Origin of the sequence: Pseudomonas iridis, assembly GCF_017980685.1 — a bacterium.
GTDB lineage: Bacteria > Pseudomonadota > Gammaproteobacteria > Pseudomonadales > Pseudomonadaceae > Aquipseudomonas > Aquipseudomonas iridis.
In genome coordinates, this window is record NZ_JACXXO010000003.1 from 22,122 (window position 1) to 46,096 (window position 23,975).

Sequence of the window (23,975 nt, forward strand, 5' to 3'; positions counted from 1 at the left end):
TCTGTGGCGAGGGAGCTCTCTCCCTCATCACGGAGGTCAGTGCTAACCTGCATGGCAATCATCGCTAATGGAATGCCAGCCATGCTCGACAGCCCGATCCGCGAACACCTCGACACGCTGCAACAGGCGATGATTGATGGCGACTTCCTGGTGCTCACCGGCGCCGGCATCAGCACCCCCTCGGGCATCCCCGACTACCGCGACAGCGACGGCGTGCGACGTGGCCGGCAACCGATGATGTATCAGGAGTTCCTCGCCGCCCCCGAGTCACGCCGCCGCTATTGGGCGCGGGCGATGCTCGGCTGGCCTCGGGTGCGTCAAGCGAAACCGAATGCAGCGCACGAGGCGCTGGCCAGTTTGCAGCGTCATGGCAAGATCAGCGGCTTGATCACGCAGAACGTCGACACTTTGCACGATCAGGCCGGCAGTCATGATGTGATCGAACTGCACGGCAGCCTGCACCGCGTGCTGTGTCTGGATTGTGGCCAGCGCAGCAATCGCGATTCGATTCAGCAACTGATGGAACGGCAGAACCCGTATCTGGCCGGCGTCGATGCAGTGCAGGCGCCAGACGGTGACACCCTGCTTGACCCGGCATTCGAAGCACGCTTTCAGGTGCCACACTGCCCGTTTTGTGCGGGCGAGCGGATGAAACCGGACGTGGTATTTTTCGGCGAAAACGTCGCGCAACCTACCGCCGCCCGGGCCATGGATGCAGCGCAGACGGCGGCGGGAATGCTGGTGGTGGGGTCTTCGTTAATGGCCTATTCGGCGTTTCGCCTGTGCCGGGTGATCGCTGATCGCGGCAAGCCGTTGATTGCGATCAATATGGGCAAGACACGGGCGGATGATTTGCTGGATTTGAAGATTGAGGGCGCTTGCGAACAACTGCTGCCCTTGCTGACACAACACCTGACGACTGAATCGATGTAGGCGTTGATGCACATTGCGACAAGCCTTCAGCAGCCCAGGCAACCCTTGAAAGTCCGGCGCTGGCTACTGTTTCAGATCATCGACCAGTTTGTTCATGACCAAGTCAGACACATGGGTAAATGCCTTGCGCAATGTCTCGGGATCGGTGGCGTATTGCTCAGGCGAACAATTGATCATGCAATGATTCGCCTGGCAGGCCACTGCCTCGATACCACTTTAGAAGCTGGCGTTATTGCGGAAATGTTTGCAGGTACGCCAGCAAATTCTCAAGCTTCTCCTCATCACTCAGCCCCCAGAAAATCATCCGCGTACCCGGCACCACGCCTTTCGGATCTTTCAGGTAAGCCTTCAGCGTTTCATGGTCCCAGGTCACGCCTGAGTTTTTCATCGCATCGGAATACACATAGTTCGCCGACGTCCCGGCCGGGCGGCCGATGATGCCGTTGAGTTCCGGACCGAAACCCGAGCGGGCGGATTCGCCGACTTGATGGCAGCCGCCGCACAGGCGCGGGAAGATTTTTGCGCCGGCCTCGGGATCGCCCGCTGCTTGGGCGGTTGTGCCGAGCAGGCCAGCGGTGAGTATCAGGGCGAGGGACAGTGAAGCGGTGTTTTTCATCGGGCGATCCAAAGCGATTTGATGCGAATGCGCCAAGGCTAACATTTTGTGGCCAGGGAGCTTGTTCCCTTGCCAACGGTTCTACAGATAAGCGCCGACGACGTTTCTGACGGTGATCAACGCTTGGCGCAACACGCTCATATCCACCGAACCCAATGCCAACCGAATCGCATGCGGTGTATGAGTCGCCACCGAAAACGGCTCGGCGCTGGTGACCGAAATCTGTTCGTGCATCAACTCCATGACAATCCGATCGGCGCGCACATCTTCCGGCAGCGGCAACCACAAGAAATACGAGGATGGATGTGCGAAATAGGGCAACCCGTTGAGCAACTCGGCGGCCAGTGCCTGACGAGCCTTGGCGTCATTGCGCTTTTGTTCTTCAAGCAAGGTGACGGTGCCGTCGTCGAGCCAGGCGCTAGCAATGGCGGTCATCACGCCGGGAGTGTTCCAGGTGGTGGCGCGGATGATTCGCTCCAGCGCCGGCACCTTGGCCTCCGGCGCAGCGATGAAGCCGACGCGCAAACCGGTGGCGATATTCTTGGAAAGTCCCGATACATAAACCGTGCGCTCCGGCGCCATGTCGACCAGCGCTGGCGGCGGGTTTTCCACCAGAAAGGCGTAGGCCGCGTCTTCAATGATCGTCAGATCATGCTGACGGGCAATCGATATCAACTGCTCGCGTTGCTCGGTCGGCATCACCCAGCCCAGCGGATTGTGCAGGGTCGGCATGCTGTACACGGCGCGCACCGAGCGGCTGCGACAGAGTTTATCCAGCGCCGCCAGATCCGGCCCGTGGTCACCGATCGGAATCGCCACCACCTCTAGATGCAGCGCTTCGGCCAGCACCTTGAACCCGGAATAAGTCAGCGCATCTGCCGCAATCACATCGCCCGGTTTGAGCAGTGCCATCAGCGTCACCGCCAACCCTTGCTGGGCGCCGTTGACGATCAGCACTTGCCCGGCCTCAACGCTCACCCCGCGACTCAGCAGATGCCGCGCAACCGAAGCGCGCTCATGCTGGCGGCCGGCGTGTGGTTGATAACGCAGCAGCGCTTCGAGGTCACCGGACAGCGCCAATTGGCGCAACGCCGTGCGTAACAGCTCAGCCTGACCAGGCAATGACGGGTAGTTGAAATTGAGGTCGATCATGCCGACCGCGACATCTTTCTGATCAATGCCCTGCCCCGGCGACAACGAGGTTTCCCGCACAAAGGTGCCGCGGCCGGCTTCGCCACTGACCAGGCCCATTGCCTCCAGCTCGGCGTACACCCGCGAGGCCGTGACCAGCGCCAGCCCTTCGCTCACAGCCAGTTGCCGGTGGGTCGGCAGTCGCGTGCCCGGCGCGAGACGCCCCGAGCGGATGTCTGCCGCATAGGTATCAACGAGGGTCTTGTAGCGGGAACGTGGCATGTGGAGATGTATCCATGACAATTTTTTGATTGTCCTGATTCTCGCCCCTAGGATTAAACCCACGCAACCCCACCTTTGAGCGCGACCTCGTATGGAACGGACTTCGAACCTGGGTAACCCGGCACTGGAAAAAACCAGCGGCTGGATCAACGGTTTTATCGGCGTGGTGATCTTCAGCGGCTCGCTGCCGGCCACGCGCCTGGCGGTGCTGGAGTTCGACCCGGTGTTTCTTACCGTGGTGCGTGCGGCCATCGCCGGGGTATTGGCGGTGGGATTGTTGTGGTTGTTTCGCGAGCGGCGTCCGGCGCGCAGTCAGTGGCTCTCGCTGTTCATTGTCGCGATGGGCGTGGTTTTGGGTTTTCCGCTCCTGACCGCGTTGGCGTTGCAGCACGTGACGTCAGCGCATTCGATTGTTTTCGTAGGATTGCTGCCACTGGCCACGGCGATTTTCGGCGTGCTGCGCGGCGGTGAGCGCCCGCAACCGGTGTTCTGGTTCTTCTCGATTCTGGGCAGCGCTCTGGTGGTTGGATTCGCGCTGTCCCAGGGACTGACTGCTTCGCCCACCGGTGACTTGTTGATGCTCGCAGCGATTCTGGTCTGCGGCCTCGGTTACGCTGAAGGCGCCAAGCTGTCGCGAACCCTTGGGGGCTGGCAGGTTATCTGCTGGGCGCTGGTTTTGTCCCTGCCGCTGATGGCGTTGCTGAGTCTGTGGCTGGCGCCCGCCTCGTTCAGCAACATCAGCCTGTCGGCGTGGCTGTGTCTGGCCTATGTGTCGCTGTTCAGCATGTTGATCGGATTCGTATTCTGGTATCGCGGACTGACGCAGGGCGGCATCGCGGCGGTCGGGCAATTGCAGCTGCTGCAACCGTTTTTCGGGCTGGCGCTGGCGGCGACGTTGCTGCATGAACAGGTCAGCATCGGCATGCTTGCGGTGACATCGGGAGTGATTTTGTGTGTCGCCGGGGCGAAGAAATTCGCCAAATAACGCTCAGATCCCGGCCTTCCACTCCCGAGGACTGAGGCCGGTCTTGCGGCGAAAAGCGCGGGCCAGCGCCGAAGGACTTTCGTAGCCGACCTCTTGGGCGATCAACGCAATCGGCCGGCCTTCGCGCAGACGTTTCTGCGCCAGACTGACCCGCCAGCTCAGCAGGTAATCGCCCGGTGTCTGCCCGACAACGCGGTGAAACTGCTCGGCAAATCCTGCGCGAGACAGGTTGGCAGCCGTCGCCAGATCGGCCACGCTCCAGGGCTTTTCGGGCTGTTCATGCATCAGGTTCAAGGCGCGGGACAGGCGCGGATCGGCCAGTCCGGCCATCATCCCGGGGGCTTGATCACGATTACTGATGAGGTGGCGCAACAACAGGATCACCAACAATTCGAACAACCGGTCCATCACCGCCACACGTCCGCAATGACCTTCGAAGGCTTCCTTGAACAGCCATTCCAGAGTGCTGCTCAACTCTGGAATGTCTGTGAGTTCGAGCACCAGATAATCCGGCAGCGCCGCCGCCAATGCATTACCCGAACCGCCGTCAAACGTCAGCGTTGCGCAGACCAGTCTGGTCTCCATGGACGCGTCGGCAATCATGCGATGGGCAAAGGGTCGGGGGAAGAAAATCAGCGACGGCTGATCGATGCGGATCTCGCGTTCATTGCCAGGCTTGAGCAGCAACTCACCCGCCTGCAACAGATGCACGTGCCCACTCGGCTCACCCTCATGAACACTGACGCCGCAAAAGTCGCCGCTGTGAAACGTACCGGCATGCACAGCGAAATGGCTGAGCAACGTGGAAAGGCGATCCATGGGCAACTCCCGAGCGAATATCTGGACGATCTGCCGCATATCCTCGACGATTTGACGCCAAAAAACCACTAGCGCTGATTAACATCACCTCCATCGCCGGTGCACTTCGCACCGGATCTTCGGAGAATCACCATGAGCCGCATCAACGCCATCAGCCTCGAATCCGCCACCGACAACACCCGCCCGGTACTGGAAGGCGTGAAAAAGAAAATCGGCTTCCTGCCCAATCTTTTCACTACTTTGGCCAAGGCGCCCGTAGCGCTTGAGACCTACGTACAAGCCTCGGCCATCCTCGGTAAGACCTCGTTGAGCGCCAAGGAGAAAGAAGCGGTTTACCTCGCCACGTCGCAGGTTAACGGTTGCGATTATTGCCTGGCGGCGCACACCCTGTTTGCCGGCAAGGCCGGGCTGTCGGCGCAGGACATCGTCGCGGCACGTGAAGGCGAACTCAACGCCTACGCCGCCCTCGCCCGCCAACTCACGCAAAGGCGCGGCCACTTGAGCGATGAACAAATCGCCGCCGCCCGCGCTGCCGGTATCGACGACGTGAAAATCATTGAAGTGATCGCACTGGTCGCCGTGCAGACGCTGACCAACTACCTGAACAACGTGGCGCTGACCGATATCGATTTCCCGGCGATCTAAACCTGGCCACACACAAAACCCTGGGGGAGCTGGCTTGCCAGCGATGGCGGTGGGTCGGTCAACATCAACATTGACTGTGCCGGCGTCATCGCTGGCAAGCCAGCTCCCACAAGGTATCGTGGCTGGGCCGCGAGTTTGAGTCGATCATTCCCAAAGAAAAGCAAATCAAAGCAACACACCGACCCGAGTCGCTCTTCACCACTCAACACAATGAGCGTTAGCTCGAGTGCAGCTCTTGATCTCGAAGGCCCGTCGGGAGGCTGAGTGCAGGGATTCATCCGGGGGGAACATCGAAAGGAGGTGCAGCGAAGCAAACCGAAATCGATGCCCCGGATGGATCCCGGAGCGAAGGAACCCCGAGCCCCAGCGAGTGGGCCGAACGTCAGGGCAAAGCCTTTTGGGTTACCTTTTCGGCGTCTGGAAAAGGTGACCCGCCGTAAGGGCGGAACCGCAAGAAGCCATCACCGCAGCAACGGATATGCCCCCTCAATCGTGATCAACACCAGCGCGCTTAAGCAACTTCTTACAGCGTTCCGACAAATGAAACACCTGCAAATGCTTACCCGCCTTGGCGTAACGCTCGCGCAGGGTTTTCAGCGCGGCGATGGCCGAGTAATCGACAAAACTCAAATGCTGACAATCGAGCGTAACCCGCGCCGGGTCATTGGCCGGATCAAAGCGGTTGAGGAACGGCGTGGTCGAGGCGAAGAACAGCGTGCCGTGCAGTCGATAAAGTTTGCTGCCGTCGGCTTCCAGATGCTCATCGGCATACAACTCACGAGCCTGCTGCCAGGCAAAACTCAGCGCAGCGATGATGATGCCGCACAGCACGGCCGTGGCCAGATCGGTGAACACGGTGATAGTGGTTACGGCGATGATCACCAACACATCGTTGAGCGGTACTTTGTTCACTACCCGTAACGACGCCCAGGCGAAGGTCTGCTGCGACACCACAAACATCACGCCGACCAGCGCCGCCAGCGGAATACGCTCGATCAGGGGCGACAGAAACAGGATAAACAGCAGAATCAACACGCCCGCGACGATGCCCGACAAACGCCCGCGACCACCGGAGCTGAGGTTGATCACGGTCTGGCCAATCATCGCGCAACCGCCCATGCCGCCAAACGCGCCGGAGACCATGTTCGCCGCGCCGAGCGCCACGCACTCGCGATCCGGGTAACCACGGGTTTCGGTGATTTCGTCGGTAAGGTTCAGCGTCAGCAGGGTTTCCAGCAAACCGACCAGCGCCATCAGGATCGCGTACGGCGCGATGATGGCAAGGGTTTGCATATTCCATGGGATGTCCGGCAAGGCGAAGGTCGGCAGACCACCGGCGATGTGCGCCATGTCGCCGAGAGTGCGGGTCGGCAGGCCGAACAGATAAACCAGCAGGCCCACGCCGAGAATCGCCACCAGCGCCGGCGGCACTGCGCGGGTCAGGCGCGGCAGGATGTAGACGATGGCCATGGTCAGCGCCACCAGCCCGGTCATCAGGTACAGCGGCGTACCGCTGAGCCAGTCTTCACCGTTTTTGAAATGCTCCAGTTGCGCCAGCGCAATGATGATCGCAAGGCCGTTGACAAAGCCGAGCATCACCGGGTGCGGCACCATGCGCACCAATTTGCCCAGGCGTAGCAGTCCGAACACCATCATGATCAAACCGCCCAGCAACACGGTCGCCAGTAGATATTGCACGCCGTGCTGCACCACCAGCGCCACAATCACCACCGCCATCGACCCCGCCGCACCGGAGACCATCCCCGGGCGACCACCGAACAATGCCGTCAGCGTACAAATGATGAAAGCGCCATAAAGGCCCATCAGCGGATTGAGGTGGGCCACCAGCGCGAACGCAATGCATTCGGGCAACAGGGCAAACGAGGTGGTGAGTCCGGCCAGGACATCGGCGCGCAGACGTATCGGTTTCATGGCATACCTGACTGAGCGGCCGCCGGGCACGGCCGCGGATTTGCTGAAAAGAGTGCAGCGAATAAAGAGGGTTGCGGATATTACGGAATTGTCCGACATCGATCCAGCAATACCCTGACACATTGCAACTCACGCCTTATGCTGGCGCGTTCCTGTACGCATCGAGTCCAAACATGTCTGCATTTCTGACCGCCCGTGAGGTTTGCCAGCGACTGCGCGAGGCTGCGCTGGGCGTGCTGGCATTCAGCTGCGAGGCACGCACCGAGGCCGGACTGGTCACGGTGGATATCGACGGCTGGCGCCTTGTGCTGGATTTTGAAGGCGAACGGTTGCATCACTGTGAATACGCCCGCAACTGCGATGGCGATGAAGGTGCGCTCGATAGCTGGCAGCGCTTCGGCACCGATCCGGTGAGTCTGCTCAGTACCTGGGAATTGGCGCAGATCGAACGGATGCTGGTTGAGTCCGGTCAGCCCTGCGCTTCGAACAAATGATCCATCTTGCAAAGCGCTGGCCGCTGAAAGCGCTGAACGCCGGCCTCAGGGCATAAAATCCACGGGGCGATCCTGGTGGTTTTTCATGCGCTCATTCCAGGCCTGCAGGGCGTCAGGCAAGCGCGATTTCCATTGTGGCGCGTTGGTGTAGTAACGCAGGCGCGCGTTACCTTGAGCATCGTAAGTTTGCAGCAGCACCCAGAACCGAGCAGCGCTTGAACGCATGACGATGCCGTTGCCGCCCAAGCCGCGCATCCACATTTCCACGACCTGACTGTCCGGCACATCGGTTGAAGGCTCAGCGGTCATCAATGAGCCGGATAATTCCACCAGTTTTTCGTAATCGTCCTTGAGCAGCGTGCGCAAGGCCTGATTTTCCTCCGGCGTTCGCGCCAGGCCAAGGCTCAGCATGTCGTACTCCAGCGTCAACGGCTGCTGCGAGGCGACAAAACGACCGGTGTAATACACGCCCATTCCGGCACTGCAATAGCCTCCGGCTCCGACTTGCGAGATATCCAGCACGCCGTTGATGGGCGTGAAGCTGAGGGTGCATTCGTCTTCAGCGTATAAGGCTGTACCGTTCTTGAGTGTTGCAACGCCGTCCAGATCACCGGAGTTGGCCCCCTCACCCGCCGTGATGGCGACGCTGATGTGCGTGGCATCAAGCTGTTTGGTCACCACCGTCGCAGATGTCGACGGGCCGGGCGGAATGAGTTGCCAGGTCGCATCCCAACTAAAGGGCTGAACGGCGTGGTCGAGTTCGACCAGACGCCTAACGTACTGTCGACGCAAACAGGCAGCCGAGTCGCCACAGGCGTTGCGACTTTTCAGCCATTGCCGTTGATCCGCCTTCAAGGCTTTGGGGTCAGCAACTTTGGCCAGGCTTGAGCGCCACTGCTGGGCGAGTTTTTCGTCGAGCTCGGAAAGGTAAGCGTCGGCACAAATCGCTTTTTCAGTTTTGCTACTGGCGCTGGCGCAATCGAAACTGCTGGCGTTGACGAAGGGCGCAAAAGCGAGAGATGTCAGCAACAAAACGTGACGGGGGTTGAAAGGCAACATCGAGAGATTCCATTCTTCAGACGGCGGGCAGTATGCCTGTGCTGTCGTCGGAAATCCTCGGTGTACACGGCGGTTTTGGCCAAACAGAAATCCTGTGGGAGCGGGCTTGCCCGCGATAGCGCGGCGTCAGCACACTGATTTATTTGCTGACACTCTGTCATCGCTGGCAAGCCAGCTGCCACATTGGTTACGGCTGGAAATGGATTTGTGCGGCGGGTTTTACATCGATCCGCGCCACCGAGCCGGTCAGGTGCGCCAGATCCTTGTTGTGCTCGCCAATAATGTCTTCGGCGCTCATGTTGCCGTTGTCGACGGTGGAATGGGCGTCGGCCGCCAGCACCACGTCGTAACCCAATTGATGGGCCTGGCGCACGGTGGCATTGACGCAGTAATCGGTTTGCAGACCGCAGATCACCAAACGCTCGAAATCCTCGCTCGGCAGCAGTTTGCGCAGATCGGTCTGGTAAAACGAATCCCTGGTGGTTTTGCGAACGCGCAGATCTTTCGGGGCCGTCTCAAGCCCTTCCGCCAATTGCCAGCCTTCGGCACCGTGGGCCAGTGGACTGTCCTTTTCTTCATGCTGAATCAACACAACCGGCACCCCAGCCTTGCGCGCGCGGTTGCTGAGGTTGTTGATGGTGTCGATCACGCGGTGGATGTCGTGGCATTGGTATTCGCCCGAGCACAGAGCGCGCTGGACGTCGATGATCAGTAATGCGGTGGTCATGATGAGCCTTCCTTGATCAGTCCTTGAGACAGGGGCGGACGTGCGTCCGCCCCCTTTTTACGCCTCTCAGTAACCCAATGACAACCCTGTATTGCGCCGTGGATCATTGGCGCCGTAGAAGCGGTTTTTGCCGACCGGTTTACCGCCCAGCGACGGTGCGCCAACCAGAATCGCGGCGATATGGTTGGCGTCCTGCGGCCCGGCGAACTTGTGGCCCCAGCTCTCGAGAATCTTCTTCGTGTCGGGGCTGGCGGCGAAGTCTTCGAGGTTGGTTTCTTCCGGCATCCATTGCTGATGGAAACGCGGCGCATCGACCGCCTCCTGCAAGCCCATGCCGTAGTCGATGACGTTGAGCATGGTCAGCAAAGTCGCGGTGATGATGCGGCTGCCGCCCGGCGTGCCGACCACCATGACCACTTTGCCATCCTTGGTGACGATGGTCGGGCTCATCGACGACAGCGGCGCCTTGCCTGGAGCGATGGCATTGGCTTCGCCCTGCACCAGGCCGTACATGTTCGGCACGCCGACTTTCGAGGTGAAATCGTCCATCTCGTCATTGAGGATCACCCCGGTCTTGCTCGCCATCACACCGGCACCGAACCAGTCGTTGAGCGTGTAGGTGACCGAGACCGCGTTGCCCCACTTGTCGACGATCGAATAGTGAGTGGTGTTGCTGCCCTCATGGGGCGCTGTGCCGGGTTTCAGTTCGGCGGAGACACCGGCCTTTTGCGGCTGGATGGCGTCACGCAGTTTGGTCGCGTAGTTCTTGTCCAGCAGGTGCTCGATCGGATTCTTGACGAAATCCGGATCGCCCAGATAGCTGTTGCGATCGACATATGCGTGACGCATCGCTTCGATCTGATAGTGCATCCCTTGGGCCGAATGGAAGCCCAGGTCCTTCATCGGATAACCTTCGAGAATATTCATGATCTGGCAGATCACCACGCCACCAGAGCTTGGCGGCGGCGCCGAGACCACGTGATAGCCGCGGTAATCGCACTCCACCGGGGCCAGTTCGCGGGTCTTGTATTTGTCGAGGTCGGCCTGGGTGATGATGCCCTTGTTCGCCTGGCTGGAGGTCACGATGGCGTCGGCCACCCAGCCTTTATAGAAGCCGTCAGCGCCCTTTTCGGAAATGGTTCGCAGGGTTTTGCCGAGGTCTTTCTGCACCAGTTTCTGGCCGACCTGCATCGGCTCGCCGTTGCTGAGGAAGATCGAGCCGGAATCGCGCATGTCCTTCTTGAACACGTCGGTGGCGTACTCCAGCAACTCGACGTCGCCTTGTTCCAGCTCAAAACCGTCTTCAGCCAGTTTGATGGCGGGGGCAATCATTTCCTTGCGCTGCTTGGTGCCGTACTTGCTCAGCGCCAACTCCATACCAGACACAGTGCCCGGCACGCCGACGGCCAAATGGCCGCGTGTACTCAGCTCAGGGATGACGTTGCCTTCCTTGTCGAGGTACATATCGGCGGTCGCCGCCAGCGGCGCTTTTTCGCGGAAGTCGAGGAAGGTCTTGCGCCCGTCTGCCAATTGAATGGTCATGAAACCGCCGCCACCGAGGTTGCCCGCAGCGGGATAGACAACCGCCAGCGCATAACCGACCGCGACCGCCGCATCCACGGCGTTACCACCGCTTTTCAACACGTCGACACCGACATGCGTGGCCAGATGTTGCGCTGTGACCACCATGCCGTTTTCCGCGGCAACCGGTGCCACCGAGGCGGCGTGAGCCATGAGACAGCTGAGTGCCAGCGTGGTCGCTATCAGCGATTTGGCCAAAGGTTCGTACTTCATGAGTCGATCTCTTTTTTGTTTTCAGGGTCTGTGCAAAACAGAGGGGAACGCGTCAAGAGCAAGAAGCAGTATGGTCGGGTTTGCGTTTTGCGCCTCCCTGATCAGCCAGTATGCTGGGCGCTGTTGCCGCACCGAATCGGAGTTTGCTCGCATGTCGTTTACCTTCATCACCCTGCCCTCGCCGGTTGGCGAGCTCAAGCTGGTCGCGAACGGCTCGCGACTGGCGGCCATCCTCTGGGAAAACGACCGACCGAACCGCGTGCGTCTTGGACCGATGACTGAAGCACCGGACAATCCGGTCCTGCTGCAAACCGCTCGGCAACTGGAAGAGTATTTTGCCGGGACGCGCGATTGCTTCGAGCTGGAGCTGGACTTTGTCGGCACGGATTTTCAGAAACAGGTCTGGGCGGCGTTGCTGACCATTCCGTTCGGAGAGACCCGCACCTATAGCCAGATTGCCCAACAGATCGGCAAACCCACCGCCGTACGGGCAGTGGGCGCAGCGAATGGGCGCAACCCGATTTCGATTGTTGCGCCGTGTCACCGGGTGATTGGCGCGTCGGGAAAGTTGACTGGTTTTGCCGGGGGGCTTGAGGCTAAAGAGCGGTTGTTGACGCTGGAGGGTTTCCGCCAGACGGGTCACACGGGAAATTTGTTTTGACCTGCTTGGGGTGGGAGCGAGCTTGCTCCCACAGGAATTAGTGTGATGCTTGAGCGTTGAACAGGTTATTCATCGCCGCGTATTGCAGCAGCATGATGGTCTTGGCATCGCAGATCTCACCTTGATGGAAGGCTGCCAGCGCTTCATCGAATGACCACTCCAGCACTTCCAGCTCTTCGGTTTCTTCTTCCAGACCACCACCGTCACTGACCTTCGATGCCGAGTCGTACTCGGCAATAAAGAAGTGCAGTTTCTCGGTCACCGAACCGGGGCTCATGTAGGCCTCGAAAACCTTCTTCACGTCATGTACGCGATAGCCGGTTTCTTCCTCGGCCTCATCGCGAATCCGCTGTTCCGGGGCGACCCCCTCCAGCAAGCCTGCCGCCACTTCGATCAGCAGACCGTCATGGCCGTTGACGAACACCGGCAAGCGGAACTGCCGGGTCAGCACCACAGAGCGCTTCTCTCGATTGAACAGCAAAATGGCAGCGCCATTACCGCGGTCGTACACCTCGCGCGTCTGACGCTGCCACTCACCATTATTGCGTTGGTAGTCGAAGGTGATTTTCTTCAGCAGATACCAATCGTGGGACAACACCTGAGTGTCGACAATGTTGACCCGCTCGGCTGTGTCGGTCATGACGTCTGATCCTTTTTCCATCGATAGGCCGCCATGGTCGAATAATCGCGCCAATTAAAAAAGCCCGGCAGCGCTACCGGGCTTGTTTATTTGCAGCTAAAGAGCGGAATGCGCAACCGTCTCTTCGATCTCCTGCCCGGTCAATCGAGCGCCGTGAATCAACGGCCCGTAACGCTGACTGAACTCCCAGTCATACGGCACGCTATCCTTATTGGTGCCGTTGTCCCAGTTCACCGACCAGGTCATCAAACCCTTGACAGGATGCCCCTTGATTGCCAGCCGCTTGAGCACATTGCCCACCACAGTCTTGTCGATGACATAACCGGTGGCGGCGGCATCGACGTTCGCCGGTAGACCGATGACGAATTTATCCGCGGCAATCCTGGTAAAACCTCGAGTGCCCGTCACCAGACTTTCAGTCAGGTAATAGAGGAAGTCCTCTTTCAGCACATCGTTGTTCTGCGCGATCCACGCGCCGGCACCGTTATTGGCCTCAGGCACCCAGACCCCGTCGCCGCCCTGGTTGTAAAACTGCGGTGCGATGAAGTCGTAGTAGCCTTCCAGTGCCTGCAAATAGCCGACGTACTTGCCGTTGGTGGTCAGGTACGGAAACTCCGGGGCCATGCTGATGATGAAATGCTTGCCCTGGCCTGCGTAGTGATCCTTGACCAGTTTCAGCGCGGCCGGCAGGACGGTCTTGTTGGCGGCGAAATCAATCGCGCTCTGTTCAAGATCGATGTCCAGCCCGTCAAAGCCATAAGTTTCCACCAAGCGGATGATTTCATTGGCCAGCGGTTGCTCCTGACCGCTATGCAGCTCGATGTGCGCATCGGCGCCACCGAGAGAAATCAGCACCGCCCGCCCCTCACTGTTAAGCACGCCGACCTGACGACGGAACTCGGCATCGGAGACGTTGAACGGCTTGAAGGTCGGAATACCGCTGCCCTTCATGAAGGCCACAGCGACCACGTTGTATTCTTTGGGCACATCCTCCAGAGCGATGCTGGCAAACCGGCCTTGCCGATAACCGTCGCTCAGGCCCGCTGGCCAGTTGTGCCAAAAGCCCATGAGGATTTTTTTGCCGGCAATGCCCGGCATCAGCGAAGCGGCATCACTCGCTGCGTTTTGCATCAATGAGAAGTCGATATCTGACATGTTCTAATCCTTCAGAACCTGTGAATTTGACGACACTGCGCCGTTATTTGAAGTCGACGTCGAACGCCTGATAGAAGGCGTTACCGGTGTTGGCAACGATCCACATCAGTACGATGACGTGATGGCCTTTCTTGTTCGCCGGCAGTTCCACCGAGTGGTTCACCTTGGCTTTAAGCTCAGCCGGATGACTGTAGTAAGGCACCTGAGTGTAGAAGTCCTCAAAGAACGGTTGTGCTTCGAGTTGCGCGCGGGTGATGCGTTGCTTAGGGTCCCAGCCGTCCTTGGTGATCAGCCAGCGATAGCCACGAGTGGTGTGCGGCGCGGTGTATGCCCATTTGATTTCGAGGATCTGACCCGGGGTGACATTGAGCAGCGGCCACGTGAATGGACGATTGAGTTTCTTGCTCATTTCCTCCTGGGTGAAGTTCACGCAATCACGCGCATCAGTCTTGCCGCCGCTGAGAATGTAGCCGTCTGCGGGCGGGGCGACACTGGCGGTGTCGGTTTCATAGGGTGGCGGAAACGGTCCGGCAACCAGCGCCGGAAAGTTCTTGCCGCCTTCCATTTCATTGACCTGCCAGTCGCCCAGCAGCCCTAGATCAATGACGACCGAGCCACGGCTTGCTGGAGAGGTAACGCGACCATGTCGCAGTGGGGTTTCAGGGTTTGCTTGATTCATGTTTTTCACTCCGTTGATTAAAGAACTCTCCTTCCCGAGGAGAGGCCTTCAAGCTAACGGAGGTGATTTTTTTGTCCATCGGCGGTTTTGTCGCACTCATCGTCAGCCGCGCTCAAAACACCAATAAATACTGTATGCATATACAGCACCATAAGAAAAAGCCCACCTCGCTTATGGCAAAAGGACTACACGCCGACGCTGCAAAAGTCGTCATGCTCAATTCAGCCTAACTGAGCGTTGAACTCCTTTTCGTATTCCCCAGCCAACTGTTCTTTCTGCTTTTCGCTGAGCAACTTGCCGGCCATCTGGAAGAACTTCTGCTCCTCTTCCTTGAGGTGGTGATGGACCTTGTCCGAGAGCTTTTTAGCGGTCGCCAGCCATGCCGGGCTGGACATCTCGGTCTCGTCCAGCTCTTCCATCATTTCGTCCATCTCATGGTGCTCGGCGATGGCGTGCCGGCTAAGGTCAACACCGTTATCGAACGCCATCAGCGGGATATAGAAGTGGCGTTCCTCGGCAGTTTCGTGGGCTTGCAACTCGGCCTTGAGCTGCTTGTAGGCCTCTGCCCTTTCAGGGGTATCGCCACTGGTTTTGATCAGGTTTTCGGCGTAGCTGCGCTGGCGATCATGGCTTTCACGAAGGGCTTCGAAAATATTCATGGGGGGTCCTCATCAACCGCGTTCTGAAATGACGCTGTCAAAGCTAGACCGCAACGCGCAAGCGACGGTTCCACGGGGTTGAACAGGGACTTGGAGGCCACCCCTCGCGCAGGATAGGCTGGAGGCTCACACCACAAGGAAGTCCTGCATGAACTTGCACATCGAGTTGTCGCAAAACCCTACGGAAGAACAACGTCAGGCCATTCTCCAGCCCTTGATCGCCTACAACGACGCCCAGACAGGTGGCTCGAAATCGGAGCCCTTCGCCTTGCTGGTGCGCGATGAGCACGACGCGATTCTCGGCGGATTGTATGGTCGGGTGATTTTTCAGTGGATGTACATTGAATTGCTGTCAGTCCCGGAGCAGGGTCGGGGGCAGGGAGTCGGCTCGGAGCTGATGACCATGGCCGAATCGATGGCGAAGGAAAAGAACTGCCTGGGCATCTGGCTGGACACTTTCAGTTTTCAGGCGCCAGAGTTCTACAAGAAGCTTGGGTTCAGCCAGTTCGGGGAGATCGTTGACTACCCGCCGGGGCATAGACGGCATTATTTCCAGAAGCGCTTGATGGGTTGAGTCGACTGGCCCATCGCGGGCAGGCTCGCTGCCACAGTGAATGTGTCGCTCACAAAGCCTGTGGCAGCGGGCCTGCCCGCGATGGAGCCATTGATGTCACCGCATAGGGCAACTGACTGACCTTAAAGACAAGTCGCCAACGCCGCCAAGCGTCGCTTGGCGACAAAATCATCCTTCTGCGCGAAGTAATTCAACACCGTACCGGAGGCATCCGTACTCACATCGACAAACGACTCTGCCGAACGCGTGTACACCGTCGAACCGCCCTTCTTGCCCGGCTGCAGATAAGCCCCGGCATCGACGCCGAACACGGCTTCGTCCTGCCAGGCGAATTGCACGCACTGGGCCACGATTTTTTCGGGTTTGTTCGAGGTCAGAACCTTGTTTGGGGTTTGGGTGCGGGCATTGTCCATCACCGAACCCGCGCAACCGGCCAGCACCGTCGCGGCCAGCGCCACCATCAGAATTCGCATTGCATTCGCTCATTCACAAAAAAGCGGACTGTATCACCGCAGCAGCAGGAATCGTTCTGCTTTACTGCATTTATAGCGCGACACGCGCGGGCAGCTGCGGCAACCTAAGGCATCAGCCTCACAAGGAAAACACATGGCGCCTACCGACCAGCGACATGAACACGCTCTGAAACTGTTTCTCGACGCGCACCCCGACTTGCGCGAAACCCTCGACCATCTCAATCCATTGCTGGCCCAGGCCAAAGGTGAAACCCAGGCGCAGTATCGCGAGGAACGCCTGCATGAGGCGTTTGAGGCCGAGGCGGAAAGTCGAGGTTTGTTTGCCTGGGAACTGACCTTGCAACTGACGGCCGAAACGCCTGAGGAGTATCAGGCGCAACGTCTGGAAGTGCATCGCGAAGTCGCGGAAATGGCCGGGATGGAGTGGCTGGAATACTGTGATCTGTATGGCATAGAACCGTAATCATTGCTCAAGGATATCCGCACCGATGCTGCCCTCAACCTCGACCCACCGTGCCAGTCCCGGCCATCTGCACAAGCAGAAATGGCGCGGTCGTGTGGGTCTGGCGCTGGTGGCCAGCCTGTCGGTGCTGGCCGGGATGACGGATGCAATCGGCTTTATGGCCAGCGGCGATTTCGTCTCGTTCATGAGCGGCAATACCACACGCCTGGCCGTGGCGATCAGTGATGGCGACATGGGGCTGACGTTGCGTCTGGTCATCCTGGTGGCCACGTTTGTCATCGGTAATGCCCTGGGCGTAGTGGTCGCACGGCTGGGCGGGCGGCGCACGCTACCCTTGCTGCTGTGCATCGCCACCCTGCTCTGCATGGCGGCAGCGTTACCAATTGATGCACAACTGCCGGCGCTGCTGGCGGCAATCGTCGCGATGGGCATGCTTAACGCCGCGGTCGAGGAAGTGAACGGCCTTCCGGTCGGGCTGACCTACGTGACCGGAGCGCTGTCGCGATTCGGACGAGGACTGGGCCGCTGGATGCTCGGCGAACGCCGCGGTGGCTGGCGGGTGCAGCTGGTGCCGTGGAGCGGGATGTTTATCGGCGCGATTCTTGGGGCGGTACTGGAACACCATTTGGGACTCAGGGCGATGTTCGTCAGCGGTTTGCTGGCGGCAGTGGTGGGGTTGCTATCCCTGACAATTCCCCGACGCTGGCAATTAGGCTACATGCCCCGTTGACTGATGCCTGACACCTATCTCTGTGGGAGCGAGCCTGCTCGCGAAGGGTCCTTCACATTCAACATCTCGGCGCCTGACAAGACGCTTTCGCGAGCAAGCTCGCTCCCACAGGGTTATATGCATAACCTGGATTTCGCGGATACCCCGATAAAGCTTTATCATGCCCGCAGTTTTGCTGATCGAGTCCGTCATGAAGTTCGCCATTGCGCTGTTTTCCGCCGCCCATGCGCCCTCCTCGCGCCGAGCCCTGCTGTTTGCGCAGGCTGCATTGGCCGGCGGGCATGAGATTGTCCGACTGTTTTTCTACCAGGACGGCGTCTACAACGCCTCCGACGCGGTGGTCACGCCGCAGGACGAACTGGACCTGCCCAAACAATGGCGTGCATTCATCAGCGAGCGACAACTCGATGGCGTGGTGTGTATCGCCGCAGCCCTGCGCCGCGGGGTGCTGAATGCCGAAGAGGCCCAGCGCTATCAGCGAGATGCCGTGTCCGTCAGCACACCGTGGGAATTGTCCGGCCTCGGTCAGTTGCATGATGCGGTGCAAGACGCCGACCGCTTGATCTGCTTCGGAGGTGCGTGAGATGGCCAAATCCTTGTTGATCATCAGCCGCCAGTCGCCCTGGTCCGGCCCTGCTGCCCGCGAAGCGCTGGACATCGTGCTGGCCGGCGGCGCTTTCGATCTGCCGATCGGCCTGCTGTTTCTCGATGACGGCGTGCTGCAACTGGCCGCGGGGCAAAACGCCAGGGCTGTGCAACAGAAAGACCTGAGTGCCAACCTGCAAGCGTTGCCGATGTTTGGCGTCGAAGAACTGTTCTATTGCGCCGACAGTGCCAGCGCTCGCGGCTTAGGCGAATTCTCGCTCGCCGAAGCAGCACCGCTCGCCGCCGAGCAAATCACCGCCCTTATTGACCGTTACGACCAAGTGATCACCCTCTGATGTCGACTTTGCATGTGTTGTCTCATTCTCCGTTCGGCGATGATCGTCTGACGAGTTGCCTGCGTGTCATCGGCAGTGCCGACGCTTTGCTGTTGTCCGGTGATGCGGTCTATGCGTTGCAACCGGGTACCGCGCCGTTTACCGAACTGCAGAGCCGCCACATCAAATTATTCGTTCTGGCCGAAGATATGGAGGCTCGCGCCATCGAAGCCCCGGACTGGGCCGAAGCTATCGATTATCCGGCCTTCGTCGAGCTGTCGATCCACCACGACAAGGTCAACAGTTGGCTATGAATTCCATGATCGTCGGCGTCCACACCATCGAACTGGACAAGGACGGCTTCCTCGTTGACCTCAGCGACTGGTCTTACGATGTCGCCAGTGCCCTCGCCGCCGCCGAAGGCATAGAGTTGACCCCCGAACACTGGGAAGTCCTCGAACTGCTGCGCAGCTTCTATGAAGAATTCCAGCTGTCCCCGGCCACGCGGCCGCTGATCAAGTACACCGCGCTGAAGCTCGGCGTGGACAAAGGCAACAGCCTGCACCTGAACCGACTGTTCAAAGGCACCCCTGCCAAACTCGCCGCGAAACTGGCGGGCCTGCCCAAACCGACGAATTGCCTATGACCGACTATCCAGCGCTGACCCTCGAAACGCCCGCCGAGCATCCATTCGCCCAGTTCGTGCGAATCCTTGGCAAGGGCAAGCGCGGCGCTCGCGACCTGACTCGCGTCGAGGCCCGGGAAGCAATGGGCATGGTGCTCGACGACAAAGTCGAAGACACCCAACTCGGCGCCTTTCTGATGTTGCTGCGGCACAAGGAAGAAAGCGCCGAGGAAATGGCCGGTTTTACCGAAGCGCTGCGTGAGCGTCTGCAGGCACCAGCCTTGAATGTCGATCTGGACTGGCCAACCTACGCGGGCAAGAAGCGGCATCTGCCGTGGTATCTGCTGGCGGCCAAGTGCCTGGCGCAGAACGGCGTGCGCATCTTCATGCATGGTGGCGGCGCGCACACTGCCGGGCGTCTTTACAGCGAGCAACTGCTGGGCGAACTGGGTATTGCGTTGTGTCGCAACTGGCAGCAAGTCGGTACGGCGCTGGACAACGGCGGTCTGGCGTTCATGCCGCTGGTGGACTGGGCGCCGCAATTGCAGAAGATGATCGATTTGCGCAACACCCTGGGCCTGCGCTCGCCGATCCACTCGCTGGCGCGGATTCTCAATCCGCTGGGCGCGCGCTGCGGTCTGCAAAGTATCTTCCACCCCGGTTATCAAGCCGTGCACCGCGACGCCAGCGGCCTGCTCGGCGACACGGCGATTGTGGTCAAGGGTGATGGCGGTGAGATAGAAATCAACCCGGATGCCGACAGCCATCTCTACGGCACCACGGGGGGCGAGAGCTGGGACGAGGAATGGCCGCAATTGTCGGCGCAACGCCACGTCAAACCAGCCTCGCTGGACGTTGAGCATCTGAAAGCTGTATGGCGCGGCGATGTGGTGGACAGCTATCCGCAAATGGCCCTGATTTCGACCATGGCGTTGGCGTTACGCGGTCTCGGCCAACCTCGTGAGCAGGCATTCGAAACGGCCGAGCAATTCTGGGCGGCGCGGGACAAATCGATTTAACCGATCATTCGCGCCCGATCTTTGCGCTTTTTGTTCGAACTCATCGGAATAGACTCGACTCCAACGGTTATTGGTTTACGGAGTCTTGATCATGGGTTTACTCGTTGATGGCCGCTGGCAGGACAAGTGGTACGAAAGCAGCAAGGACGGCGCGTTCCAGCGCGAACAAGCGCAACGGCGCAACTGGGTCACTGCTGACGGCCAGCCAGGCCCGAGCGGCGAAGGCGGCTTTGCTGCCGAGGCCGGGCGCTATCATCTCTACGTTTCGCTCGCCTGTCCGTGGGCACATCGCACGCTGATCCTGCGCAAACTCAAAGGCCTGGAAAACCTGATCGACGTGTCCGTGGTCAGCTGGCTGATGCTGGAAAACGGCTGGACCTTCGACACCGCGCTCGGCTCGAGCGGCGACCAGCTCGATCACTTCGACTTCATGCACCAACGCTACACCGCCGATACGCCGGACTACACCGGGCGCGTCACCGTGCCGGTGCTGTGGGACAAAAAACTCAAACGCATCGTCAGCAATGAATCGGCAGAGATCATCCGCATGTTCAACAGTGCGTTCGACGACCTGACCGGCAATGATCTGGACTTCTACCCGGCCCCGCTGCGGAGCGAGATCGATGCCTTGAACGAGCGGATTTATCCGGCAGTCAACAACGGCGTGTATCGCGCCGGGTTCGCCACCTCGCAACAGGCTTATGAAGAGGCGTTCGATGAGGTGTTTGCCGAACTGGATCACCTGGAACAGGTACTGGATGCCAATCGTTATCTGTCGGGTGAATACCTGACTGAAGCGGACGTTCGTCTGTTTACCACGATGATCCGCTTCGATGCGGTGTATCACGGGCACTTCAAGTGCAACCTGCGACGCATCGCCGATTACCCGAATCTGTCGAACTGGCTGCGTGAGCTGTATCAGTGGCCGGGGATCGCCGAGACGGTGGATTTTCAACACATCAAGAATCACTACTACGGCAGCCACAAGACGATTAACCCGACAGGGGTTGTGCCGAAGGGGCCGGAGCAGGATTTCACTGTCGCCCATGACCGGGCGCGGTTGAGTGGGAAAGAGGTTTGGCGCAGGGGCTGACATTTGTAGAGGCTTGGAGGCCCCCATCGCTGGCAAGCCAGCTCCCACAGGGATTTTTGTGATGCTTAAGACTGAGTACCACTCCAAAACCTCAGGGTCAGGGGTGGTGCTGGAGACTGCAGCTTCAACACAAAACCTGTGGGAGCTGGCTTGCCAGCGATGGGGGCGCCTCGGTGTTCAGACTTGCGCCTGAGCTCCTTCAAACCACGCCAGTTTCTCGCGCAGCTGCACCACTTCGCCGACGATCACCAATGTCGGCGCATGCACTTCATGCTCCGCCACCAAACGCGGCAAATCGGCCAGCGTGCCGGTAAAGACCCGCTGATTGACCGTGGTGCCCTGCTGAATCAACGCCGCCGGGGTATCCGCCGAGCGACCATGCTTGATCAACTGCTCACAGATCACCGGCAACCCCACCAGGCCCATGTAAAACACGAGCGTCTGCGCGGGCGCGACAAGGTCGACCCACGGCAGATCGGTGGACCCGTCCTTCAAATGGCCGGTGACAAATCGCACCGACTGCGCGTGATCGCGGTGAGTCAGCGGAATCCCGGCATACGCCGCGCAACCGCTGGCCGCGGTAATCCCCGGCACCACCTGAAATGGAATGCCATGGGCCGCCAGCTCTTCGATCTCTTCGCCGCCTCGGCCGAAGATAAACGGATCGCCGCCCTTCAACCGCACCACACGCTTGCCGGCCTTGGCCAGATCGACCAGTTGCTGATTGATCTGATCCTGCGGCACGGCGTGATCGGCGCGGCGCTTGCCGACATATACCCGCTCGGCATCGCGACGGCACAGATCAAGAATCGCGGGTGCGACCAGACGGTCGTACAGCACCACATCGGCTTGCTGCATCAGACGCAAAGCCTTGAAGGTCAGCAAATCCGGATCGCCCGGACCTGCGCCCACCAGATACACCTCACCGGTAGTGATGGTCGCTTCGCCGTCAATCTTGGCTTGCAGCAGACGTTCGGCTTCAGTGCCTTGGCCGGCCAATTGCCGATCGGCAATCGGGCCTTGAAAGACGTCTTCCCAGAACCCGCGACGCTGCTGCACATCCGGAAACAGGTTTTTTACCTGATTGCGGAAACGTGCCGCCAGACCGGCCAATTGGCCGTAGGTGGACGGAATCCAGGTTTCGATCTTGGCGCGGATCAAACGGGCCAGCACCGGCGCATCGCCGCCGCTGGAGATCGCGACAATCAGCGGCGAACGATCAACGATGGCCGGGAAGATCACGCTGCACAAGGCAGGCGCATCGACCACGTTGACCGGCACGCAACGCCGATGAGCATCGGTGGAGACCTGTGCGTTCAGCGTTTCGTCGTCGGTGGCGGCGATGATCAGCACGCAGCCGTCCAGATCCGCCTCGGCGTAACCGCGCAACAGGCACTCGCCACCGCTGGCAACGACCAGTTCACGCAGTTGCGTTTCGATTTCAGGTGCGACCACCCGCAGCAGCGCACCGGCGTCGGCCAGCAGGCGGGATTTGCGCAAGGCAATTTCCCCCCCACCGACGACCAACACACGACTGCCGCGCAGGTTGTGAAACAGCGGCAGATATTTCATTTAACCGATGACCTCAAGGCCACCCATGTACGGCTTCAGTACGTCCGGCACGCGGATCGAACCGTCGGCCTGCTGGTAGTTTTCCAGCACGGCAACGAGAGTACGACCAACCGCCAGGCCGGAGCCGTTCAGGGTGTGTACCAGCTCAGGCTTGCCGGTTTCCGGGTTACGGAAACGCGCCTGCATGCGGCGGGCCTGGAAGTCACCGCAGTTGGAGCACGACGAAATTTCGCGGTACTTGTCCTGGCTCGGAATCCACACTTCGAGGTCGTAAGTCTTGACCGCGCTGAAGCCCATGTCGCCAGTGCACAGCGCCAGGGTGCGGTAAGGCAGACCCAGCAACTGAAGGACTTTCTCGGCGTTGGCGGTCAGACCTTCCAGCGCTTCCATCGAAGTCGATGGCTCAACGATCTGGACCATTTCAACCTTGTCGAACTGGTGCTGACGGATCATGCCGCGGGTATCACGACCCGACGCGCCCGCTTCGCTACGGAAGCACGGCGTGTGCGCAACGAACTTGATCGGCAGCAGTTTCGAATCGACGATTTCGCCAGCAACGATGTTGGTCAGCGACACTTCCGCGGTCGGGATCAGGTACAGATCGGCTTCGCCTTCGCGGGCGATCTTGAACAGGTCCTCTTCGAACTTCGGCAGTTGACCGGTGCCTTGCAGCGCCGGGGCCTGGACCAGATAAGGCGTGTAGGCCTCTTCATAGCCGTGCTCGTTGACGTGCAGGTTGATCATGAACTGCGCCAGTGCGCGGTGCAGACGGGCGATCGGGCCACGCAACAGGGCGAAACGTGCGCCGGACAGCTTGGCGGCGGTTTCGAAATCCAGCCAGCCGAACTTCTCGCCCAGGGCTACGTGGTCTTTGACTTCAAAATCAAACGCCGTCGGGGTGCCCCAGCGACGCACTTCAACGTTGTCGTCTTCGTCTTTGCCGACTGGAACGGATTCGTGCGGCAGGTTCGGGATGCCGAGCAGGATCGAGTCCAGTTCGGTCTGGATCGCGTCCAGTTCGACTTTACCGGCGCTCAATTCGCCTGCCATGCGCTCGACGTCCGCCATCAACGGCGCGATGTCTTCGCCGCGCTGCTTGGCTTGACCGATGGACTTGGAACGCGCGTTACGCTCAGCCTGCAGTGCTTCGGTGCGGGTCTGGACGGTCTTGCGCTGTTCTTCCAGCGCTTCGATGCGCGCGGTATCCAGGGCATAGCCACGGGAAGCCAGGCGGTCCGCTACGTCCTGAAGGTTGCTACGTAACAGTTTGGAATCGAGCATGTCGGTTTCTCGTT

27 protein-coding genes and 1 pseudogene are annotated in these 23,975 nt (G+C 59.6%); 14 read left to right on the forward strand and 14 right to left on the reverse strand.

Annotated elements, in window-relative coordinates; translation table 11 throughout:
- The first annotated feature begins 81 nt into the window (after positions 1-81).
- The gene (locus tag IEQ42_RS07755; protein WP_210703117.1) at positions 82-933 is read left to right on the forward strand and encodes an NAD-dependent protein deacetylase; all 852 of its coding nucleotides are present in this window, start codon (positions 82-84) and stop codon (positions 931-933) included.
- A 229-nt stretch (positions 934-1,162) separates the two neighbouring features.
- Here IEQ42_RS07755 and IEQ42_RS07760 read toward each other — a convergent pair whose 3' ends face one another.
- Together IEQ42_RS07760 and IEQ42_RS07765 are read right to left on the reverse strand one after the other, a co-directional pair.
- Positions 1,163-1,549 (reverse strand): c-type cytochrome, encoded by a 387-nt coding sequence (locus IEQ42_RS07760; RefSeq protein WP_210703118.1) that lies wholly within the window; start codon positions 1,547-1,549, stop codon positions 1,163-1,165.
- An 81-nt stretch (positions 1,550-1,630) separates the two neighbouring features.
- Positions 1,631-2,962, reverse strand: coding sequence for an aminotransferase-like domain-containing protein (locus IEQ42_RS07765; RefSeq protein ID WP_210703119.1), 1,332 nt, complete (start codon positions 2,960-2,962; stop codon positions 1,631-1,633).
- A gap of 91 nt (positions 2,963-3,053) precedes the next feature.
- Between IEQ42_RS07765 and IEQ42_RS07770 the strand changes: the two genes are divergently transcribed.
- Positions 3,054-3,947: a DMT family transporter gene (locus IEQ42_RS07770; RefSeq protein WP_210703120.1), complete on the forward strand. Its 894-nt coding sequence runs from the start codon at positions 3,054-3,056 to the stop codon at positions 3,945-3,947.
- A 3-nt stretch (positions 3,948-3,950) separates the two neighbouring features.
- Here IEQ42_RS07770 and IEQ42_RS07775 read toward each other — a convergent pair whose 3' ends face one another.
- The gene (locus IEQ42_RS07775) at positions 3,951-4,766 is read right to left on the reverse strand and encodes an AraC family transcriptional regulator (RefSeq protein WP_210703121.1); all 816 of its coding nucleotides are present in this window, start codon (positions 4,764-4,766) and stop codon (positions 3,951-3,953) included.
- A gap of 132 nt (positions 4,767-4,898) precedes the next feature.
- On the opposite strand from IEQ42_RS07775, the gene IEQ42_RS07780 reads away from it, so the two are divergent.
- Entirely contained in the window at positions 4,899-5,411 is a 513-nt protein-coding gene (locus IEQ42_RS07780) for a carboxymuconolactone decarboxylase family protein (protein WP_210703122.1), read from the forward strand.
- A gap of 486 nt (positions 5,412-5,897) precedes the next feature.
- Here the strand turns inward: IEQ42_RS07780 and IEQ42_RS07785 are convergent, their stop codons facing one another.
- Entirely contained in the window at positions 5,898-7,343 is a 1,446-nt protein-coding gene (locus IEQ42_RS07785) for a SulP family inorganic anion transporter (protein WP_210703123.1), read from the reverse strand.
- Positions 7,344-7,516: 173 nt separating this feature from the next.
- Between IEQ42_RS07785 and IEQ42_RS07790 the strand changes: the two genes are divergently transcribed.
- Positions 7,517-7,837, forward strand: a complete 321-nt coding sequence (locus tag IEQ42_RS07790; RefSeq protein ID WP_210703124.1) for a DUF7693 family protein — start codon at positions 7,517-7,519, stop codon at positions 7,835-7,837.
- A gap of 45 nt (positions 7,838-7,882) precedes the next feature.
- On the opposite strand, the gene IEQ42_RS07795 is transcribed toward IEQ42_RS07790, so the two are convergent.
- The 3 genes from IEQ42_RS07795 to ggt form a co-directional block, all read right to left on the reverse strand.
- Positions 7,883-8,896, reverse strand: coding sequence for a lysozyme inhibitor LprI family protein (locus IEQ42_RS07795; RefSeq protein ID WP_210703125.1), 1,014 nt, complete (start codon positions 8,894-8,896; stop codon positions 7,883-7,885).
- A 187-nt stretch (positions 8,897-9,083) separates the two neighbouring features.
- The gene (locus tag IEQ42_RS07800; RefSeq protein WP_042559830.1) at positions 9,084-9,623 is read right to left on the reverse strand and encodes a cysteine hydrolase family protein; all 540 of its coding nucleotides are present in this window, start codon (positions 9,621-9,623) and stop codon (positions 9,084-9,086) included.
- 66 nt (positions 9,624-9,689) lie between these two features.
- Positions 9,690-11,417, reverse strand: coding sequence for a gamma-glutamyltransferase (gene ggt / locus IEQ42_RS07805; protein WP_042559831.1), 1,728 nt, complete (start codon positions 11,415-11,417; stop codon positions 9,690-9,692).
- 151 nt (positions 11,418-11,568) lie between these two features.
- Between ggt and IEQ42_RS07810 the strand changes: the two genes are divergently transcribed.
- Positions 11,569-12,078, forward strand: a complete 510-nt coding sequence (locus tag IEQ42_RS07810; RefSeq protein WP_210703126.1) for a methylated-DNA--[protein]-cysteine S-methyltransferase — start codon at positions 11,569-11,571, stop codon at positions 12,076-12,078.
- Positions 12,079-12,115: 37 nt separating this feature from the next.
- On the opposite strand, the gene IEQ42_RS07815 is transcribed toward IEQ42_RS07810, so the two are convergent.
- The 4 genes and pseudogenes from IEQ42_RS07815 to IEQ42_RS07830 all read right to left on the reverse strand — a co-directional run bounded on the left by IEQ42_RS07815 (position 12,116) and on the right by IEQ42_RS07830 (position 15,211).
- Complete coding sequence (locus IEQ42_RS07815; RefSeq protein ID WP_210703127.1) at positions 12,116-12,718, reverse strand: NUDIX domain-containing protein; 603 nt, start codon at positions 12,716-12,718, stop codon at positions 12,116-12,118.
- 153 nt (positions 12,719-12,871) lie between these two features.
- Positions 12,872-13,873 (reverse strand): annotated as a pseudogene (locus IEQ42_RS07820) (chitinase); the annotation flags it as partial.
- A 43-nt stretch (positions 13,874-13,916) separates the two neighbouring features.
- Entirely contained in the window at positions 13,917-14,552 is a 636-nt protein-coding gene (locus IEQ42_RS07825; RefSeq protein WP_210703129.1) for a lytic polysaccharide monooxygenase auxiliary activity family 9 protein, read from the reverse strand.
- 221 nt (positions 14,553-14,773) lie between these two features.
- A complete protein-coding gene (locus IEQ42_RS07830) occupies positions 14,774-15,211 on the reverse strand; it encodes a hemerythrin domain-containing protein (protein WP_042559835.1) in 438 nt (145 codons plus the stop codon).
- A gap of 148 nt (positions 15,212-15,359) precedes the next feature.
- Here IEQ42_RS07830 and IEQ42_RS07835 point away from each other — a divergent pair, with 148 nt between their 5' ends.
- The gene (locus IEQ42_RS07835) at positions 15,360-15,785 is read left to right on the forward strand and encodes a GNAT family N-acetyltransferase (protein ID WP_210703130.1); all 426 of its coding nucleotides are present in this window, start codon (positions 15,360-15,362) and stop codon (positions 15,783-15,785) included.
- Between the two features lie 122 nt (positions 15,786-15,907).
- Here the strand turns inward: IEQ42_RS07835 and IEQ42_RS07840 are convergent, their stop codons facing one another.
- The gene (locus IEQ42_RS07840) at positions 15,908-16,258 is read right to left on the reverse strand and encodes a hypothetical protein (RefSeq protein ID WP_115147404.1); all 351 of its coding nucleotides are present in this window, start codon (positions 16,256-16,258) and stop codon (positions 15,908-15,910) included.
- Positions 16,259-16,391: 133 nt separating this feature from the next.
- Here IEQ42_RS07840 and IEQ42_RS07845 point away from each other — a divergent pair, with 133 nt between their 5' ends.
- The 8 genes from IEQ42_RS07845 to IEQ42_RS07880 all read left to right on the forward strand — a co-directional run bounded on the left by IEQ42_RS07845 (position 16,392) and on the right by IEQ42_RS07880 (position 21,108).
- Positions 16,392-16,721 carry a DUF6388 family protein gene (locus tag IEQ42_RS07845; protein ID WP_042559838.1) on the forward strand — a complete coding sequence of 110 codons (330 nt, stop codon included), beginning with the start codon at positions 16,392-16,394 and terminating at the stop codon, positions 16,719-16,721.
- Between the two features lie 25 nt (positions 16,722-16,746).
- On the forward strand, positions 16,747-17,451 hold the full coding sequence (locus IEQ42_RS07850; protein ID WP_210703131.1) for a YoaK family protein: 705 nt from the start codon (positions 16,747-16,749) through the stop codon (positions 17,449-17,451).
- A gap of 190 nt (positions 17,452-17,641) precedes the next feature.
- Positions 17,642-18,034: a sulfurtransferase complex subunit TusD gene (gene tusD, locus IEQ42_RS07855; protein WP_047302092.1), complete on the forward strand. Its 393-nt coding sequence runs from the start codon at positions 17,642-17,644 to the stop codon at positions 18,032-18,034.
- Position 18,035: 1 nt separating this feature from the next.
- On the forward strand, positions 18,036-18,392 hold the full coding sequence (gene tusC / locus IEQ42_RS07860; RefSeq protein WP_210703132.1) for a sulfurtransferase complex subunit TusC: 357 nt from the start codon (positions 18,036-18,038) through the stop codon (positions 18,390-18,392).
- Positions 18,392-18,685, forward strand: a complete 294-nt coding sequence (tusB, locus tag IEQ42_RS07865; protein WP_210703133.1) for a sulfurtransferase complex subunit TusB — start codon at positions 18,392-18,394, stop codon at positions 18,683-18,685. Before tusC ends, tusB begins: the two co-directional genes overlap by 1 nt.
- Positions 18,682-19,017: a TusE/DsrC/DsvC family sulfur relay protein gene (locus tag IEQ42_RS07870; protein ID WP_210703134.1), complete on the forward strand. Its 336-nt coding sequence runs from the start codon at positions 18,682-18,684 to the stop codon at positions 19,015-19,017. Before tusB ends, IEQ42_RS07870 begins: the two co-directional genes overlap by 4 nt.
- Positions 19,014-20,015, forward strand: coding sequence for a glycosyl transferase family protein (locus IEQ42_RS07875; RefSeq protein ID WP_042559843.1), 1,002 nt, complete (start codon positions 19,014-19,016; stop codon positions 20,013-20,015). The genes IEQ42_RS07870 and IEQ42_RS07875 overlap by 4 nt, the downstream gene beginning before the upstream one ends.
- A 91-nt stretch (positions 20,016-20,106) precedes the next feature.
- On the forward strand, positions 20,107-21,108 hold the full coding sequence (locus tag IEQ42_RS07880) for a glutathione S-transferase family protein (protein ID WP_210703135.1): 1,002 nt from the start codon (positions 20,107-20,109) through the stop codon (positions 21,106-21,108).
- Positions 21,109-21,285: 177 nt separating this feature from the next.
- Here IEQ42_RS07880 and cysG read toward each other — a convergent pair whose 3' ends face one another.
- Positions 21,286-22,680: a siroheme synthase CysG gene (cysG, locus tag IEQ42_RS07885; protein ID WP_042559845.1), complete on the reverse strand. Its 1,395-nt coding sequence runs from the start codon at positions 22,678-22,680 to the stop codon at positions 21,286-21,288.
- Positions 22,681-23,961 (reverse strand): serine--tRNA ligase, encoded by a 1,281-nt coding sequence (serS, locus tag IEQ42_RS07890; protein ID WP_150592299.1) that lies wholly within the window; start codon positions 23,959-23,961, stop codon positions 22,681-22,683. It abuts the gene before it with no gap.
- Positions 23,962-23,975 lie beyond the last annotated feature (14 nt).